Below are 16521 nucleotides of genomic sequence, written 5' to 3'. Positions count from 1 at the left end.
AATTTATTCGAAAATGATGATATAATATATAATGGATAATTATGATGGCTTAACATAGGAGGAAATAGATGATGGCGAACATATCTGGAAATGAACTTATGGATTCTTTCGATAAAGTACTTCCGTATTTACCTATACTTTTTGATAATGATATATCTCTTAGCGTTATAGATACAAAGAAGTATTTAAAGATACAAAATTGCGAAAATCTTCCTTTGAAGGCAAACGTTGGTGACCCAGTTCCTACAGGGGGAGCTGCCTTTGAGGCGCTGAAGACAGGAAATGTAATTATAAAAGATGTGCCTAAGGAAATATACGGTACAGCATTCAAATCATATGCAATTCCAATAAAAGATGACGATAATACAGTGGTAGGTGTTATTCTTGCAGGAAAAAGTCTAAAAAAAAGAAATGAAGTGTTAAGTCAATCTCAGGATCTGGCAGCATCACTTCAGCAAATTTCTGGAGCAATTCAAGAGGCTTCTTCTGGAATTCAAGTTGTAGTGGGAGCAAATGAGAATATATTACAAGAAGTAAAAGATGCCGCAGAAAACGTTACGGGTACTGATGATATTTTAAAGTTTGTTCAAAATGTATCAAGTCAAACCAATTTACTCGGGTTAAATGCAGCTATTGAGGCAGCAAGAGTTGGGGACTTAGGGAAAGGTTTTAGCGTAGTTGCTGAAGAAATAAGGAAGTTATCTAGTACTAGCAATGATTCAATTAAAAAGATAGATGAAGTATTAAAGAAAATTGAAAAGTCTGTAATAAATATATCTAATAAGGTGAATGAATCGAATACAGTTTTTAATGCTCAGGCTTCAGCAATTGAAGAAATCACTGTTTCTATTGATAAATTAACTTCTACTGCACAGATTTTAGAGGAATTATCACAGAAATTATAATACACACATGATATAGCTTACTGACGGGTTGGTTCTCGTCAGTATTATTTTTAATCCTAATTAGGGTTAAAAATAATACTTTTCAAGTGGAGATTATTTATATTATTCACAAACTACAGATAATATCTCCTAACAATTTTATACCCTTTTCCATTTGTTCGGTTTTGGTATTGCCATAACCAAATATTAATGCATTGTCTATTTGGAAAGCTGAATTATTACATATATAATGTTTATTCATAGCCGTAATCTCTATATTTTTATTGCTAATCCTGCTCATAAGGTTTTTGTCAAAAATAACGTCTTTAAACGCAGCTACAAAATGCATTCCAGCCTGGGCACCAGTAATTGTTACGCCCTCACCAAATTCTTTTTCAAGACATTGAATAAGATAATTTCGTTTTTTAAGATATAATCTTCGCATCTTGCTTACATGACGATCAAAAAGACCTATTTCTATAAACCTTGCTAATGCAATTTGTTCAAGATTTGGGGAATGTAAGTCAGCTGCATACTTTATATTTTCTATTTTACCAAGCAATTTATCAGGTAAAACCATATATCCTATTCGTAATGCTGGCATTAAAGTCTTAGAAAACGTTCCTACATAAATAACCTTTTCTGGATCTAAACATTGCATAGACTGTATTGGGTTTCCATAAAATCGAAATTCACTATCATAATCATCCTCCACAATGTAAGTATCATGTTTCTGAGCATATTTTATCATTTCAATTCTTCGATTAATGGGAAGGACTACTCCAGTTGGAAATTGATGACTTGGTGTGGTAAATATCAGTTTTGGAGGCTGTTTAGGTAATTCAGAAGTAACCATACCATATTCATCAACCCTAATTGGTTTCATTGTCACCTGATTACTCTCTAATGTATGAAGAATACCGTAACTAAGCGGATTCTCAACTAACACATATTCCTGGTCTTTCACCAATTGACATAATAGAGAAAAAGCTTGTGCTGCACCATTTGTAATCAGTATATTATCTGGGGAAGTGCATACACCCCTGACGCGTTCTAAATAGCTGGAAAGCTCAGAACGTAATTCATAATTTCCAAAAGAATTTTGATAATCCATCTGCGTGACTTCCATGTTAAGAATACTTTCTTTATACACCTGTGCCCATTTATTAATAGGTATATTGTCCAAATCAGGGATTCCTGTACGAAATGATATTTTTTCTATACCATTATCACTTTTAGTAAAGTGTGATTTCGTTTTTATTTTAACTTGTTGAAATTTTACCCCCTCACATACATAAGTCCCTGATCCACTTTTGGAATAAACATATCCTTCCGCCATTAACTGTTCATAACAATCTAGCACTACATTCCTTGCAATATTTAAATCTCTTGACAATTCTCGTGTTGAGGGAAGTTTATCCTTTGATTTCAGTTTGCCGCTCAGAATTAATTCTTTGTAATAAATATAAAGTTGTTTCCACAAAGAAATTCTAGATTTCCTATCAATATTTATAAAATTCATATAATCACCTTCCACACTTTTCCAATAATGGCTCCTTAAAAATTTTAAAAATGTGGATCTTATCACAACCACTATATAATGATACATTATATCATATCAGTTAATAGAAATATATTAGGAGGTCATTATGAATACATTCAGTTTTTTAATTACATCATTTATCATCATATTAATTCCAGGTACGGGAGTTACATATACCATTTCAACAGGAATAATAAAAGGGAAAAGAGCTAGCATATTTGCTGCTCTTGGTTGTACTATGGGTATTATACCGCATTTATGTGTAAGTATTGCACTTTCATCATTTCTTATGAAGATGAACAATAAAGCTTTCCTCGTTCTAAAACTAATTGGTGCCATATATTTGTTATATCTTGGTATTGGTATGATAAGATCAAAAACAAGTTTTGAACTAACCAATAGTAAATCAGAGAACAAAGTTAGTACAATAATTCGTAGTGGAATTCTTATCAACTTACTCAATCCGAAGCTTACTTTATTTTTTTTCTCATTCTTGCCCCAATACGCAAAGTCAACCAGCAATAATTATATGGCTGAATGTCTGCTTTATGGATTTGCATTTATGATTCTTACACTTTTGGTTTTTATAGGATATGGTTTACTAGCAGGAGTAACAAATAAGTTTTTTATAAATTCTCCCAAAAGGATATCCTTACTTCAAAAAATATTTGGTATTATCTTTATCGTTTTTGCTATCCAGCTTGCATTTAGTTCGATTTAGAATATTTAATTTTATTTATTTGACTATGTTCCTCTAATTCCATATTAATAAAAGAATTTATCATATTACGATATACTACATCTATTATATTGGGGTTTAAATTATTGTCCTCTGCAAGTCTGCGAACTTTTTCAATAATCATTTCTACTCTTTTTGGCGCTTTTACATCTTTAGTATCCTTTAGTGGAAGAACTTATCCAGGCGAGTAGAGCAGTGCTTATCCCCCACCTTAGTAGAAAAGCAGATATCCCAAATCTTTAATTTGGTGATAGTCGCTTTCGCTGCGTGCGATGGAGGTGTTAGCAATGATAGCGATCGGATAAATAATTTTATAAAAAAGCCACTTCATCCCGATATGGGACAAAGTGACTATTTGTTATGCCACCCATATTTATTTTTTACACTAATATAGAAAATAGTAGTTAAAAAGTTCTATGAAATAAAAAAAACATTTCATCCAAAAGGGCAAAATGAATATTCTGCTATACCACCTTAATATAAAACTAACTTTTCCAGGTACAAATATTACTCGATACCTCATCCTTTTAACGGTGGACCATCCGTTTTCTGCTACTACCATTTCGCATTGCATCTCAGAACCCCATTCAATATAGACTACAGCATTTGGCTCTCACTATCCCAAATTCACTTTAACTAAATTTCTATACTTACTATTTCTCTTCATCGATTTTAAATTTTTATTTTTTTATTATATATCTAATGCTGCAAAGAATCAATATCTAATTACAAATACTCATTATTAACTAAAAAAAATGTAATTACCTACTATGTTTATTTGGTACGATTGTTTTTATTTTTAATTGCAATAATTTGAATACGCCTGTAATCCGCTACCCATTGGTTGTTTTTCCATATGCTATTTTTGCAAAGCTTTTCTGTTTCAAGTAATATCTGATTCTTTTGTTCATCTGAAAATTCTAGTAAATCACTTGCAAAGAATTGACAAATCCAGTTGCGTAGTCCCTTTTCGCCATCAGCAAGCGGTGTTGGTCTATCATATTCAATGATATGTTTTACTTCAAAACCACCTTGATCTAATAATAACTTATATTCTTCCTTTGAAGGAAAAAAGAATGGTGAACAATAAGAATATCCCTTTTGTTCTATTACCTTTTCAAAAGCAGTTTGAATTTGACTTATATTATTTTTTGCTCCAAATTCACAAATCAATGTACCATTATCTTTTAAACAAGTATAAACAGAATGCAATAATTTTTCTTGATTCGATATCCAATGAAAAACCGCATTAGAAAAAACAGTATCGAAATCATTTTTAAAAGGCAAATTTGTTGCATCCTCCACTTGAAAGATTAAGTTAGGATAATTAGATTTTGCCTTATCAATCATATTTTTTGATAAATCTGTTCCAATAACAGTTGCACCGTTTTTTGCCAACTCATTTGTTAGTACCCCTGTACCACATCCTAAATCCAAAATTTTTTGCTCTTTTCCCACATTTACAAAATTAATCATAGACTTACCATATTCTGCTACAAAAGAATGTTTATTATCATATAGAGTACTATTCCATTCCATTTTTTTGCTACCTCCATAAATTGTTTTACTATATTATTACATAAAACTTTTATGAAGAATGTAAACTATGATACAATTAAAAAATAATTACTAAATGGAGGTATTTTTTCTTGAATACATGGGATTTATTTTTAGACCATAAAATAGGTATTCCTACTGAATTATTTGAAACCTTTAAGACAAAACCTGCACAGATGTTTAAAAATAATCAAATAATTTATCGTCAAGGAGAAATTGCTAAAAATTTTTATTACCTAAAAAAAGGAAGAGTTCAAGCTTTTGTAAACTCCCCAGATGGCTTAGAAAAAATTTTAACAATTTATAAAAAGGGAGAAATTTTTGGAGAAGCTTCTTTTTTTGATGGCTTTCCAAGAATGTCATCGGCAAAAACTTTTTCAGATTCAGAAATCATCAACATTAATAAATCTGACATTATGTTATATTTTCAAAGAGAGCCACTTCTTGCTTTGAATTTCATAGAGCTTCTATCGAAAAAGGTAAGAATGTTATCAAATGAAATTGACAATATTTCATTTTTACCAGCAGAGAAAAGAATTACCCAATATCTATTAAATATGAGTCTATATACTAATTGTTCTATTGATTGCACCCATGAAGATATTGGAAAGGCTGTAGGTGTAAGTAGAGTTACGGTAAGCAGAACTTTAAGCAAATTCTCTCAATATCAATGGATTAATACTAAATATAAAAAAATTCTCGTATTAAACAAAAATGCTCTTTTGAAGTTTTTAGAAACATAATTTATTAATTATAAAGAAAAATAGAGATTCTATAAATGGTCTCCACATTATACGATTATGACGGATAATTTTACCCTTGCGAATTAACTTACAAGTAGTCGAGTAGACTCACACCTCCCATTTTCTGATTTATCCAGTTCAAAGAGACGGCCAGCATTGGTATTAGCTAATCTGGAAGGTTACGATTTAATACTTTCACAGATAACAAGTCAAAATATATGAGTACATTCACATTTCTGTATCTTTCTGCATTTTCATTGTTTATAGTTTTAAGAATAATGTAATGTAAGTTTTTTATAACACTTTCAGTAATATCTATATTTTTATCAACGATATCTTCAACGTAGTCCATAGCCTCTTTGTGATTATTATATTCATAAATTTAGCAATGCTAAAATTACCCAAAATCAATACACTAGTGGATTTTAAATTTGCAATGTAGTATATTAATAAGTTGTACATATTAAATAGAAACAGCAGGGAGATAGAGATGGTTACATTAATATACAAATTTGATGAATACATTCTTTCGTATATAGCAAATAATATGCATAGTAACATTTTAGACAAGGTTATGATTGCATTTACTTCGCTTGGTAATACGGGGCTTATATGGATTGCAATTTCCATAGTACTTATAGCAAGTAAGAAATATAGAAAAGTTGGAATTATGGTTTTAACAGCTATTATAATAGGATCAATACTTGGTGAAGGATTGATAAAACATCTGGTTAAACGTACAAGGCCTTTTTATCTTGACCCAACTATTAAACTTTTAGTTGCAAAGCCAGCTTCCTATTCATTTCCATCAGGACATACTACGGCATCTTTTGCAGCAGCTAGTATATTATCCAGGTATTTCAAAAAATATGCGCCAGTATTTTTTACTGCAGCAATTTTAATAGCTTTTTCAAGAATATATTTATATGTGCATTATCCTACAGATGTGCTTGCTGGAATAGTGTTAGGACTCATATCTGGCAAAATAACAATATATTTATTTAAAAGAATTAAATCATATTTATTAAAAAAGCTTAAGTCTAGCATATAGGCTTGAGCTTTTTTAAAACAGTTGAATTTTACCGTGCTTTAGAATATTTATGGAACCAGTTAGAACAAGGCCCCATTGATTTATGAAGTATTGGCAATAGAGCTATTAGAAGAGCAATTCCCAGCAAAAAGGCTAATATAACAGTTGTCCCAGTATAATGCAGCATTTTTCCAGAAACATATAAATAATAGATACTTGGCAGCAAAAAAATTATAGATGTGATAACTCCTGGCACATAGTGCTTAAATTTGAAACTTCCAATTATTATATGGATTAAAAGCAGATGTAAAGTAACCCCTAAAAAAGTTGAATACCAAATAAAATAGCTTTTAAAAACTGCTGAAAGTAAACTGATCAATAAATAAAGTATAAATTCAAAATATATTCCAAGTGCAATAGTTGGTGATTGATAGAAATGCATGTAATCTAGACCAAAGGGCTGTCTCTTAGGCCAAGCCATATCGATTTCCTTTTTATAACGTTTGGCCCATACTTCTGTCATGAAGATCTCTTCGAAATCATGAAGCATAAAAATAATGGGAAACATTCATACGATAAAATTCATAGTATTCATAAAATACCTCCTTAATTGTCTCAGTTGTGTCAATTGACAATTTCTATTATAATAGATAAATGTATGCAGTCAATGATTTTGAAGCAAAAGCTACAAATTCAAAGATTTGTGACAAAAAAGGGGGGAATGATTATGACCGGTAAAAATAAAGGTAACACAGTATCTAATAGATCAAAATTATGGATGGAAAATGCTCTGTTAAAACTAATGAAAACAGAAAAATATCAAGAAATTACAATACAGGAGATTACAAATAACGCCAATCTTTCCAGAAGGACATTTTACCGAAACTATTCGTCAAAAGATCAAATCCTAGAATGCTGCTTTTATAAAATATGGCAGGAATATGAAGTGCTTATCTACCAGCAAATTGACTTATCCCTGCCCAATATTGCTAAAATATTTTTTACACTGATGAAAAAGCATTTAAACTTTCTCTTACTCGTTAACCGCCATCATTTGCTTCCATTTTTTCTTGCAAAAATTGATGAACTATTACCACCTGATTTTGATGAGGTAAAGGGGAAAAAGCTGTCTTTTTCAAAAGAAAATATTCAATATGCTATAACATTTAGTGTAGGTGGATTTATGCATATCTTAATACGATGGCTAAGCGATGGAGCACAGAAAACTCCAGAAGAAATGTCAGCAATTATAAAAGATTTTATTTCAATCTGCAATTATTCAGGCTTCTCAAAAAAGAATTAAATTTGCTGTCATGTATTAATAATTATTTTTTCAATCCGTTTAAAAATAGAGACCCAATTTCCTTTAGTAAATTTACATTATTGCCACTGATCTGAAGTGTTGAAACTAAATTATGAGTAATGTAGTACTGATTTATTTCTATATAAGCAGCAACTGCTTCATCAGATACATCTACTGTAATTAGTTTCTCATTTCGTCCTTGTTCAACCACTTTAAGAATTATAGTGTGTAAAAATTGTTTCTTTTCCTTACCTCCGAACAAATCTGTATCATTTAAATCATGGAGCTCTTCAGTTATAAATTGAGGTGAAAATTGTTTAGCAAAATCGACTTTAGACAAAAGTATTTTTTGTAACTTATTTAATATGGGGTCGCTGCTGTTCATAACCTTTTCTACAAACATACAGTAATCATCAATAATTTGCTTGATAAGCTCATTTTTTAAGTTGTCTTTGCTGCCAAAGTAATTGTATATGGTTTCAAGTGAAACAGGAGTTTGTTTTGAAATTTGTGCAATTGTAACATTTTTATATCCATATTCATTGAAGAGAGAAAGTGATGTATCTAAAATCGCTTTTCTCTTTTTTAATGTTCTTTTTTCAAATCCATTCATAGTAAAACCTCTAATTTTAGAATTTTAGTATATTATATTACGAAACCATTGACTTTTCAAGATACAGGACTATAATAATTTATAGAAACAGAATATTTAATAAAAATATTCTAAAACTTTTTTAAAGTTGAATGAACTTTTGCTTAGATCAAATAAGTAAATAGCATCTATATGAGGGAGGTAAATTAAATGAGTGAAAACAATGTAGATATTATGAATGAAAGTACAAACCACCATTATGATATGAAGTGGAAAGAAATCCACATTCCTATGAGGGATGGTTCATATCTGGCTGCAAATTTGTATCAACCAGATGCGAAAGGTAAATTTCCAGTATTAATGACAATGGGACCGTATGGAAAAGATGAGCATTTTGCATCACATCCAATAGCAGCCGAGTTATACAAACGGCAAGTGCAGGATAAAAGTCCTCATATGAGCGGCGGTACCCCTGATCCCGATTTTTGGGTACCCCAGGGGTATGTTGTGATTAGAATAGATGAAAGAGGAACAGGAAATACACCTGGAATTCTTGATGTATGGTCCGACACTTTAAAATATGATTATTATGATGCAATTGAATGGGCAGGGACTCAATCATTTGGCAGTGGCAAAGTAGGGCTTTTAGGATGTTCTTATTTTGCTATAACTCAGTGGATGGTAGCTGAAAAACAGCCTCCTCATCTTTCTTGCCTGGTAATGTGGGAAGGTATGCCGGATTTATATGCTGATGCATTACGTATGGGAGGAATTGTTCAGAGTGGATTTCTATCTCTTTGGTATAACAAGAGAGTTCTAGTCAAACAGTTTGGAAAAGGAAAACTTTCCGAAGATGAACTCAAAAATAATAGAACCGATTTTGAAAAATTGGTAAGGGAAAATGTTGTTCGAAATGAATATTGGAAAAAGAAATCTAGTGATCTAAGTCGTGTTACAGTACCATTTCTATCTGCAGGTAACTGGTTTTGTTCAGGAGCTATTTCTAGAGGAAATATTAATGGCTTTAAATATGCGGCTTCAAAAAATAAATGGCTGGAAATGCATATAGGAAGTCATTTTGCAGAATTTTACACAGAAGAAAGCAGAACAATGCAAAAACAATTTCTTGATTACTGGCTTAAGGGAATTGACACAGGGGTCATGAGACAGCCGAAAATAAAACTTGCAATGCCAAAAGGAGGTAAGGAATATAACTGGATATATGCAAATGAATATCCTCTGAAAAATACGAAGTGGACAAAATGTTATCTAGAGGCAAATTCACTAGAACTTCTTGAAGATCAACCGTTAAAAGAAAGCAAGCGCATATATGAAGGTGATAAGGACAAAGAATCTGCTGCATGGCAGGGACCAAAAAACTTTATAATGAATGAAGATAATCCAAAACGTATGATTTTTAAAACAAAGCCTCTAAATCATAAGATAATGCTTGCAGGGCCAATGAAATTAAGGTTATATGCTTCTTCAACTATTGATGATATGGACATTTATGTTTCACTTAGGAATATTGCCCCTGATGGAAAAGAGGTAGTAAATGTTGGCGCTTATACAACAAATTATCCAATAAGCCAGGGTTGGCTCAGGGCATCACTAAGGGGAATTGATGAAATACGTTCAACAGAATATAAACCATATTACACTTATGATAAAATTGAAAAATTAGTTCCAAATAAAATATATCCCATTGATATTGAGATTGCAGACAGTGCAATTATGCTTGAAAAAGGACATACATTATTGCTGGAAATCGGAAGTCAGGAGCAAAGTGGATGCGGAATGTTTTTACATCCTGATGATAAAATCTGGGATGCTGATGTTACAGTTTATACTGGAGGTCAATATAAATCATATTTACTACTACCTTTAATTCTATAATAGTAGTTCCCTTAATTTTTTCAATTTTGATGTGGTAAGGGGTGTTGTACTAAGAAATTAGCGCAACACCCCTTTTTATAGGTCAATATTTTAAATTCATAATAATTTCAAATTATCGGTTGAGTTGAATAAAATACTATTGTTAATGATTATATAAAAAATGGTTGACAATACTTTTCTGTTCATATATACTTCAATATATGCCAAGCATTGTTTTTAATAAGTTGTAATTACTATGAAACATTCATGTAGTTTTAATTAATTTTAGAATGTTTTGTTTACACTTAAGTATTTATATGGAGGAATTTAATATGAAAGATTTAGCAAAGGAAATTATTGCAGGAAGACGTTTAAAAAGAGGAGAAAATTTCAATTCTTTTTTGACTGCAGATGCTGATGAGCTATTTGAAGGTGCCAATATGATTCGTGAGGCTCTATGTGGCAATAAAGTTGATCTTTGTACCATTATAAATGGTCGCAGTGGTGGCTGTAGTGAAAACTGTAAATTCTGTGCCCAGTCTGTGTATAATCATACAGGAATTAAAGAATATGAATTTTTAGATCCTAATGTAATTCTGGAAGATTGTAAAAAAAATGAAGTGAGAGGCGTACACCGTTATTCTATTGTTACTGCTGGCCGAACTTTAACAGGGAAGGATTTTGATAAAGCTATTGAAGCATACAAAAAAATGCATAAAGAATGCAACATTAAACTTTGTGCTTCTCATGGTCTTTTGAATGAAGAAGAATTTATTCGTTTAAAAGAGGCTGGTGTTTCAATGTATCATACAAACATAGAGACATCCAAACGCAATTTTCCTAATGTTTGTACTACTCATACATATGAAGATAAATTTCGTGAAATTAGTTTGGCAAAAAAAGCAGGTCTTAGAGTTTGTTCTGGAGGTATCATTGGTATGGGAGAAATTTGGAATGACCGTATTGATATGGCTGTAAGCCTGTCAGAATTACAAGTAGATTCTATTCCTATCAATGTACTTAAGCCTATTAAAGGAACACCTTATGAGAATTTAGAGCCTCTTTCTAAAAGAGATATTTTAAGAACAATTGCTATCTTTCGTTATATTAATCCTACCGCATATATTCGTATGGCAGCAGGCAGAAACTACTTTAAAGACGGTGGTACGATGATATTCCTATCGGGTGCTAATGCTACAATAACTGGTGATATGTTAACTACTGTAGGTAATAACACTATACAGGATAAAAAGATGTTAACTAATTTAGGTTTTAATATCTCAAAGTAGCATTTAGCTATCAACAAAATTTAAATAGGAGGAGAAATTATGCAAAAGAAGTCTAATGTCTATCAAATGGCAATTATTGGGGTTATGGCTGCAGTTATCTGCATTCTTGGACCTCTATCAATTCCTATTGGTGTAGTACCAATTTCTTTTACAAACTTAGCAATCTATTTTGTACTTTACACACTTGGTATGAAAAAAGGTACTATCAGCTACATAATATATATGCTAATTGGTTTTGTTGGGGTTCCGGTATTCTCCGGTTTTACTGGCGGTCCATCTAAACTCTTAGGGCCAACTGGTGGGTATATTATAGGATTTATATTTATGGCACTGATTGCAGGATTTTTCATCGATGTTTTTTTTGATAAATGGTATTTATGCTTTGTAGGTATGGTACTGGGTACTGCTGTGTGTTATGTTTTTGGTACTATCTGGTTATCGTATCAGACTAATATATCAATAAGTGCAGCATTTGCTGCAGGTGTAATTCCTTTTATACCTGGAGACCTTGCTAAAATTTTAATTGCTACTTTTATAGGTTCTAAAATTCGTAAGCAACTAATTAGAGCTAATTTATTTTAGGCTTAATTAGCTTGAAATAAGAAAATTATATACATAATGTAGTTTTAGGCATGTCAAGAATATCTTTAAAAAGGATATCTTTAACATGCTATTTTTTTACGTATTATAGGAAATAGCCTATAGTTGGCTCTAAAAAAATTAAAAATAAAAGCCAAATTGACAGGTGAATATATATAGTTTTTAATGAACTTAAAACTGATTTTTAAACCATATGTTCTTTTAATGGAGCAGCAGTATTTGAATCTAGTTTTTTACAGATTTTTTCATAAACCAATAAACCATTTAAAAGAAGTAGTGCGCTAGTAATGAAAAATACATATTTCATACCAAAATATGAAGCTATTTGTCCACCAAGTAAAGAACCGGAAAAGGTACCTAAATAAAATGCGCTCATGTTAAAACCAAACATTCTTCCAGTAAGGGCTTCTGGTGTTATTTTCTTTACCAGTGTATTAATTGATGGTGCTAGTCCTGCTGTTACAAAACCTAATGAAAATCTTAATATGATAAGCTGCCAAGAATTTTTTACAAAAGCTTGAGGTATAAATATTAAACCAGCTATAATAAGTGATGCAAGCATAACCTTTTGAGGTCCAATTTTATCTGACAGTTTTCCAAGCCTTGGAGCTGCAATAATACTAGCAAGGCCAGAAGCAGAAAATGCCATTCCAGAAATTAAGGCAATATGGGCTGAGCTGCGAGATAATTGAGATATATATACTGTTATTATGGGTTCTATAGAATAAAAGGCAAGCTGTAAGATAAAAGAAGTAGCAAATAAAACAATAATTAAGTGACAATCAGGCAGCTGTTTCCAAACTTCTTTTGTACTGAGTACTTTTTTATCAGATTTTATAAAGTCTTCTTTTACAAATATTAAAGTTAGAATAAAAACAATTAGCATAAGGATACCAGTAAAGAAAAAAGTAAATTGCAATCCAAAAATTTCATCAAGATATCCTCCAATAAGTGGCCCAAGTAGTGAACCAGAAATAGAAGCTGTGGACAGTACACCTAATGCCCAACCAGAATGTTCTTTTTCAGTTTGAGTTGCAATTAATGTCATACAAGCTGTACTGTAACCTGCCACAACTCCTTGGAGCATTCTTAAACCAATAAGTTGATATATATTTTGTGCAAGTCCCATAGTTGAAATTACAATAGACATTCCAATACTTGCACGTAAGAGCATTGGTTTTCTACCAATTTTATCAGCTGCATATCCCCAAATTGGTGAAAATATTGCTAAAACTACAAAAGTAACTCCAAAGGCAACTCCAGATATTTGTTCAATAGTAGAGATGTCATGAATACCAAGTTGTTTGATGTAAAGGGGCATTATTGGGGCTATTTGGCTTAGTCCCAAGGCAGTTACAAATGCTCCTAACCAACATACAAGTAGGTTTCTTTTCCAAATTTTCAATGATGTCAAGCCTTCTTTCACAATTACCAACATTAGTTATATGATATATCATACTGCTCAATTTTCAAAGAATAAATTTGAATTACATTTAAATAAATTAACAGTTTTATTTGATAGATCATAAGTTAATATAGTTGTAACTTTTTTCAGTAATATGTAGGGCAAAATAGATGTATTTGAGAGGGGATTAAAAATGAGTAATGCTTCTGTTCGTACTAGTTATCAGCTGAGGAAAGTATCTAGGGATCAGTTAAAGGGTAACTGGGGTAAGTGTATTTTAGTGTGCCTTGTGTATTCACTAATTATTATTGGTATAAATTTTATGCCGCATACAGGTATCATTATTTCTTTTTTGATTGTTGGACCACTTACCCTTGGTGTTGTAGGATGCTTTATAAAACTTGTAAAATCTGAGAAGTTCCAAGTGGAGGATCTGTTCGATGGGTTTAAAAATCTAGGTTCTTCAATAATACTATATGTTGTTATGAGTATATTTATTTTTTTATGGTCACTGTTACTTATTATACCAGGATTAATAGCATCATTGAGGTACTCTATGGCGATGTATGTTCTTAGTGAAAACCCAGATATGCCTGCACTTGAGGCACTTGATGAGAGCAAGAAAATGATGTATGGACACAAATGGGAGTTATTTTGCTTATTGATCAGCTTTTTAGGATGGATAATACTTTCAGTTGTTACTTTTGGCATAGGATTTATTTTTGTATGTCCTTATATGCAGGCGGTTACCGCAAATTTCTATCAGGATGTAAAGTCTGTATCAATATTGAATAACTAACAATAGTAATTTCTTCAATTTATTGATCAGGACTAGTACTATGCTAGTCCTGATCAGCTATTAGATATTTGTGGTATGGCAGTAAATTTGAAGTTTATTGTTTCTCTGCTGTGTGGAACCAAGAAAAGACTTTGATAGTTTAGATAGGATTTATATATCCAGCCATTGACTATGTAATAATTCGTAAAGGTGGCGAAAATATAGATATGGAACAGTTTATAGTAGAGGGAAAGTTTCTGTAATAGAAGTGGAGCAATGCATAATGTTTAAATACTAAGATAATCTGTGAATTAATTAGATATTATGAGTTTAAGGCGTTTATTTTATTGTGATAGGAGAAAAATATTTTTATATACGGTGTAAACGATATATAAAAATATTGACTATACAAGCATAGAAGTGTAAAATAAAATCAGAAATTAGTTAAATATTTAAAATAAAATAAAAATTTATACAATGATGTATGAAAAAGCGATGAAGCTTCTAAAAGAATATTTATATTCTTAGGAAGCTTTTTTTATTTTATTGGTAGCTATCAAAAAATTACAAAATTTAATATGACTAATGTGAAGTTTCATAGATATTTTATTAAATTGGAGTATGATTATTGTGAAAAATTTTAATGTTAAACCAAAGGTTTATTTTGGTACTGATGCTTTAAATCATTTGTGTGAATTAAAATGTAAGAAAGCTTTAATCGCTGCAGATCCATTTATGGTTAAGTCATCAACGGTTGATAAAATTACTGAACAGCTTGATAAGGCACATATAGAGTATGATATATTTTCAGATATAGTACCAGATCCTCCTGTTGAAGTTATTATAAAAGGAGTGCAGGAAGCTGTTAAATTTAAACCTGATGTACTTATAGCACTTGGAGGAGGATCAGCTATTGATTCTGCAAAAGGAATAAGGTATTTTTGTCAGTATGTAAATAATGAATTGAATAACGAAATGAAAGAGCCCCTGTTTATAGCAATTCCGACAACAAGTGGTACAGGCTCTGAGGTTACTAACTTTTGTATTGTAACTGATAAGCAAAAAGGAGTCAAATATGCTCTTGTTGATGACAATTTGACGCCGGATCAGGCGGTACTTGATATTGAACTTGTAAAATCAGTGCCAAAAGCTACCACATCAGAAACAGGAATAGACGTACTTACACATGGAATTGAAGCATATGTTTCTACAAATAGATCAGATTATTCTGATGCACTGGCAGAAAAATCAATAAAAATGGTATTTAAATACTTGTTAGCCGCATATGAAAATGGAGATGATGAAGAAGCTAGAACGAAGATGCATAATGCATCCTGCATAGCAGGTATGGCATTTACAAATGCTTCCCTTGGACTTAACCATGGCATGGCTCATGCACTTGGTGGAAAAATTCATATACCGCATGGAAGAGCAAATGGACTACTTCTTCCATACGTAATAGAGTATAATGCAAACCTTAAAAACTTACAAGGAAAGATAAACCATTCTAGTGCAGCATATAGGTATACTGAAATATCAAAATTCTTGGGACTTCCAGCATCTAACCAATTTGAAGGTGTTAGGAGTTTGATTGCAGCAGTTAAGATACTGATGAATAAACTTAACTTACCTAAATGTATTAATAATTGTGAAGTTTTATGTGAAAATTTGGATAATGAGATTCATGAGTTATCGATAACTGCCCTAAATGATAGATGTACAAAAACAAATCCGAGAATTCCTGAAATAAAGGATGTTGAAAATTTGTTTAAGAGGGTTTTTTCTAAAGAATAAATTAAATCTATAACTTTATTAAAGGAATGGTGACTTTGGAAAAAAGAGATAGAATAATTGAAGAATTTGTTCCTGGTAAGCAGGTAACATTATCTCATATAATTGCACATCCAGATAAAGATCTTTATCAAAAATTAGGATTATCTGGTGAATACAATGAAGCGGTAGGTATATTGACACTGACGCCAAGTGAAGCTGCAATAATAGCTGGTGATGTTGCTACTAAATCGGGAAATGTAAAAATAGGATTTATGGATAGATTCAGTGGAGCTCTGGTTATAGTTGGAGATATAGGAAGTGTGGAAACTGCACTGGATGGAATAATTCTTTTACTTAGAGATGTACTTAATTTTACAGTATCACCCATAACAAAATCATAGGAGGAGAAG

General features: G+C 31.5%; 17 protein-coding genes and 1 pseudogene. 11 read left to right on the top strand and 7 right to left on the bottom strand.

Going from position 1 to position 16521, the window contains the following annotated elements; translation table 11 throughout:
• Positions 1-68 precede the first annotated feature (68 nt).
• Positions 69-905, top strand: coding sequence for a methyl-accepting chemotaxis protein (locus tag CLRAG_RS01550; RefSeq protein WP_338030815.1), 837 nt, complete (start codon positions 69-71; stop codon positions 903-905).
• A 106-nt stretch (positions 906-1011) separates the two neighbouring features.
• Here the strand turns inward: CLRAG_RS01550 and pdxR are convergent, their stop codons facing one another.
• Positions 1012-2406: a MocR-like pyridoxine biosynthesis transcription factor PdxR gene (gene pdxR / locus CLRAG_RS01545; protein ID WP_065076757.1), complete on the bottom strand. Its 1395-nt coding sequence runs from the start codon at positions 2404-2406 to the stop codon at positions 1012-1014.
• A gap of 127 nt (positions 2407-2533) precedes the next feature.
• On the opposite strand from pdxR, the gene CLRAG_RS01540 reads away from it, so the two are divergent.
• Complete coding sequence (locus CLRAG_RS01540; protein WP_065076756.1) at positions 2534-3148, top strand: LysE family translocator; 615 nt, start codon at positions 2534-2536, stop codon at positions 3146-3148.
• On the opposite strand, the pseudogene CLRAG_RS21290 reads toward CLRAG_RS01540, so the two are convergent.
• Positions 3135-3311, bottom strand: a pseudogene (locus CLRAG_RS21290) (chorismate mutase); the annotation flags it as partial. The gene CLRAG_RS01540 and the pseudogene CLRAG_RS21290 overlap by 14 nt on opposite strands.
• 629 nt (positions 3312-3940) lie before the next feature.
• On the bottom strand, positions 3941-4705 hold the full coding sequence (locus tag CLRAG_RS01535) for a class I SAM-dependent methyltransferase (protein WP_065076755.1): 765 nt from the start codon (positions 4703-4705) through the stop codon (positions 3941-3943).
• A gap of 110 nt (positions 4706-4815) precedes the next feature.
• Between CLRAG_RS01535 and CLRAG_RS01530 the strand changes: the two genes are divergently transcribed.
• Positions 4816-5466, top strand: a complete 651-nt coding sequence (locus tag CLRAG_RS01530) for a Crp/Fnr family transcriptional regulator (RefSeq protein WP_065076754.1) — start codon at positions 4816-4818, stop codon at positions 5464-5466.
• 166 nt (positions 5467-5632) lie between these two features.
• On the opposite strand, the gene CLRAG_RS20345 is transcribed toward CLRAG_RS01530, so the two are convergent.
• Positions 5633-5818, bottom strand: coding sequence for a hypothetical protein (locus CLRAG_RS20345; protein WP_065076753.1), 186 nt, complete (start codon positions 5816-5818; stop codon positions 5633-5635).
• Between the two features lie 138 nt (positions 5819-5956).
• Here CLRAG_RS20345 and CLRAG_RS01520 point away from each other — a divergent pair, with 138 nt between their 5' ends.
• Positions 5957-6517 (top strand): phosphatase PAP2 family protein, encoded by a 561-nt coding sequence (locus tag CLRAG_RS01520; protein WP_065076752.1) that lies wholly within the window; start codon positions 5957-5959, stop codon positions 6515-6517.
• A 28-nt stretch (positions 6518-6545) separates the two neighbouring features.
• Here the strand turns inward: CLRAG_RS01520 and CLRAG_RS01515 are convergent, their stop codons facing one another.
• Positions 6546-7064: an HXXEE domain-containing protein gene (locus CLRAG_RS01515; RefSeq protein WP_275507564.1), complete on the bottom strand. Its 519-nt coding sequence runs from the start codon at positions 7062-7064 to the stop codon at positions 6546-6548.
• 159 nt (positions 7065-7223) lie between these two features.
• Here CLRAG_RS01515 and CLRAG_RS01510 point away from each other — a divergent pair, with 159 nt between their 5' ends.
• Complete coding sequence (locus CLRAG_RS01510; protein ID WP_065076751.1) at positions 7224-7799, top strand: TetR/AcrR family transcriptional regulator; 576 nt, start codon at positions 7224-7226, stop codon at positions 7797-7799.
• Positions 7800-7821: 22 nt separating this feature from the next.
• Here the strand turns inward: CLRAG_RS01510 and CLRAG_RS01505 are convergent, their stop codons facing one another.
• Complete coding sequence (locus CLRAG_RS01505; protein WP_065076750.1) at positions 7822-8412, bottom strand: TetR/AcrR family transcriptional regulator; 591 nt, start codon at positions 8410-8412, stop codon at positions 7822-7824.
• Between the two features lie 189 nt (positions 8413-8601).
• On the opposite strand from CLRAG_RS01505, the gene CLRAG_RS01500 reads away from it, so the two are divergent.
• The 3 genes from CLRAG_RS01500 (at position 8602) to CLRAG_RS01490 (ending at position 12137) form a co-directional block, all read left to right on the top strand.
• Positions 8602-10287, top strand: coding sequence for a CocE/NonD family hydrolase (locus tag CLRAG_RS01500; RefSeq protein WP_065076749.1), 1686 nt, complete (start codon positions 8602-8604; stop codon positions 10285-10287).
• Positions 10288-10598: 311 nt separating this feature from the next.
• Entirely contained in the window at positions 10599-11555 is a 957-nt protein-coding gene (gene bioB, locus CLRAG_RS01495) for a biotin synthase BioB (RefSeq protein WP_065076748.1), read from the top strand.
• 39 nt (positions 11556-11594) lie between these two features.
• Positions 11595-12137, top strand: a complete 543-nt coding sequence (locus tag CLRAG_RS01490; protein ID WP_065076747.1) for a biotin transporter BioY — start codon at positions 11595-11597, stop codon at positions 12135-12137.
• A gap of 202 nt (positions 12138-12339) precedes the next feature.
• Here the strand turns inward: CLRAG_RS01490 and CLRAG_RS01485 are convergent, their stop codons facing one another.
• Positions 12340-13560 (bottom strand): multidrug efflux MFS transporter, encoded by a 1221-nt coding sequence (locus CLRAG_RS01485; RefSeq protein ID WP_065076746.1) that lies wholly within the window; start codon positions 13558-13560, stop codon positions 12340-12342.
• 193 nt (positions 13561-13753) lie between these two features.
• On the opposite strand from CLRAG_RS01485, the gene CLRAG_RS01480 reads away from it, so the two are divergent.
• The 3 genes from CLRAG_RS01480 (at position 13754) to eutS (ending at position 16512) form a co-directional block, all read left to right on the top strand.
• The gene (locus CLRAG_RS01480; RefSeq protein ID WP_065076745.1) at positions 13754-14359 is read left to right on the top strand and encodes a DUF975 family protein; all 606 of its coding nucleotides are present in this window, start codon (positions 13754-13756) and stop codon (positions 14357-14359) included.
• 609 nt (positions 14360-14968) lie between these two features.
• On the top strand, positions 14969-16132 hold the full coding sequence (locus tag CLRAG_RS01475; RefSeq protein ID WP_083985486.1) for a 1-propanol dehydrogenase PduQ: 1164 nt from the start codon (positions 14969-14971) through the stop codon (positions 16130-16132).
• 26 nt (positions 16133-16158) lie between these two features.
• A complete protein-coding gene (gene eutS, locus CLRAG_RS01470; RefSeq protein WP_065076743.1) occupies positions 16159-16512 on the top strand; it encodes an ethanolamine utilization microcompartment protein EutS in 354 nt (117 codons plus the stop codon).
• The last annotated feature ends 9 nt before the right edge of the window (positions 16513-16521 follow it).

This window comes from Clostridium ragsdalei P11, assembly GCF_001675165.1.
Lineage (GTDB): Bacteria > Bacillota > Clostridia > Clostridiales > Clostridiaceae > Clostridium_B > Clostridium_B ragsdalei.
This window is presented reverse-complemented; position numbering and strand designations above follow the sequence as displayed.

Coding starts and splice junctions, on each gene's coding strand:
- CLRAG_RS01500 (WP_065076749.1), top strand. CDS start 8,602: ATGAGTGAAAACAATGTAGATATTATGAATGAAAGTACAAACCACCAT.
- CLRAG_RS01520 (WP_065076752.1), top strand. CDS start 5,957: ATGGTTACATTAATATACAAATTTGATGAATACATTCTTTCGTATATA.
- CLRAG_RS01490 (WP_065076747.1), top strand. CDS start 11,595: ATGCAAAAGAAGTCTAATGTCTATCAAATGGCAATTATTGGGGTTATG.
- CLRAG_RS20345 (WP_065076753.1), bottom strand. CDS start 5,818: ATGGACTACGTTGAAGATATCGTTGATAAAAATATAGATATTACTGAA.
- CLRAG_RS01550 (WP_338030815.1), top strand. CDS start 69: ATGATGGCGAACATATCTGGAAATGAACTTATGGATTCTTTCGATAAA.
- bioB (WP_065076748.1), top strand. CDS start 10,599: ATGAAAGATTTAGCAAAGGAAATTATTGCAGGAAGACGTTTAAAAAGA.
- eutS (WP_065076743.1), top strand. CDS start 16,159: ATGGTGACTTTGGAAAAAAGAGATAGAATAATTGAAGAATTTGTTCCT.
- CLRAG_RS01480 (WP_065076745.1), top strand. CDS start 13,754: ATGAGTAATGCTTCTGTTCGTACTAGTTATCAGCTGAGGAAAGTATCT.
- CLRAG_RS01510 (WP_065076751.1), top strand. CDS start 7,224: ATGACCGGTAAAAATAAAGGTAACACAGTATCTAATAGATCAAAATTA.
- CLRAG_RS01505 (WP_065076750.1), bottom strand. CDS start 8,412: ATGAATGGATTTGAAAAAAGAACATTAAAAAAGAGAAAAGCGATTTTA.
- CLRAG_RS01540 (WP_065076756.1), top strand. CDS start 2,534: ATGAATACATTCAGTTTTTTAATTACATCATTTATCATCATATTAATT.
- CLRAG_RS01515 (WP_275507564.1), bottom strand. CDS start 7,064: ATGTTTCCCATTATTTTTATGCTTCATGATTTCGAAGAGATCTTCATG.
- CLRAG_RS01535 (WP_065076755.1), bottom strand. CDS start 4,705: ATGGAATGGAATAGTACTCTATATGATAATAAACATTCTTTTGTAGCA.
- pdxR (WP_065076757.1), bottom strand. CDS start 2,406: ATGAATTTTATAAATATTGATAGGAAATCTAGAATTTCTTTGTGGAAA.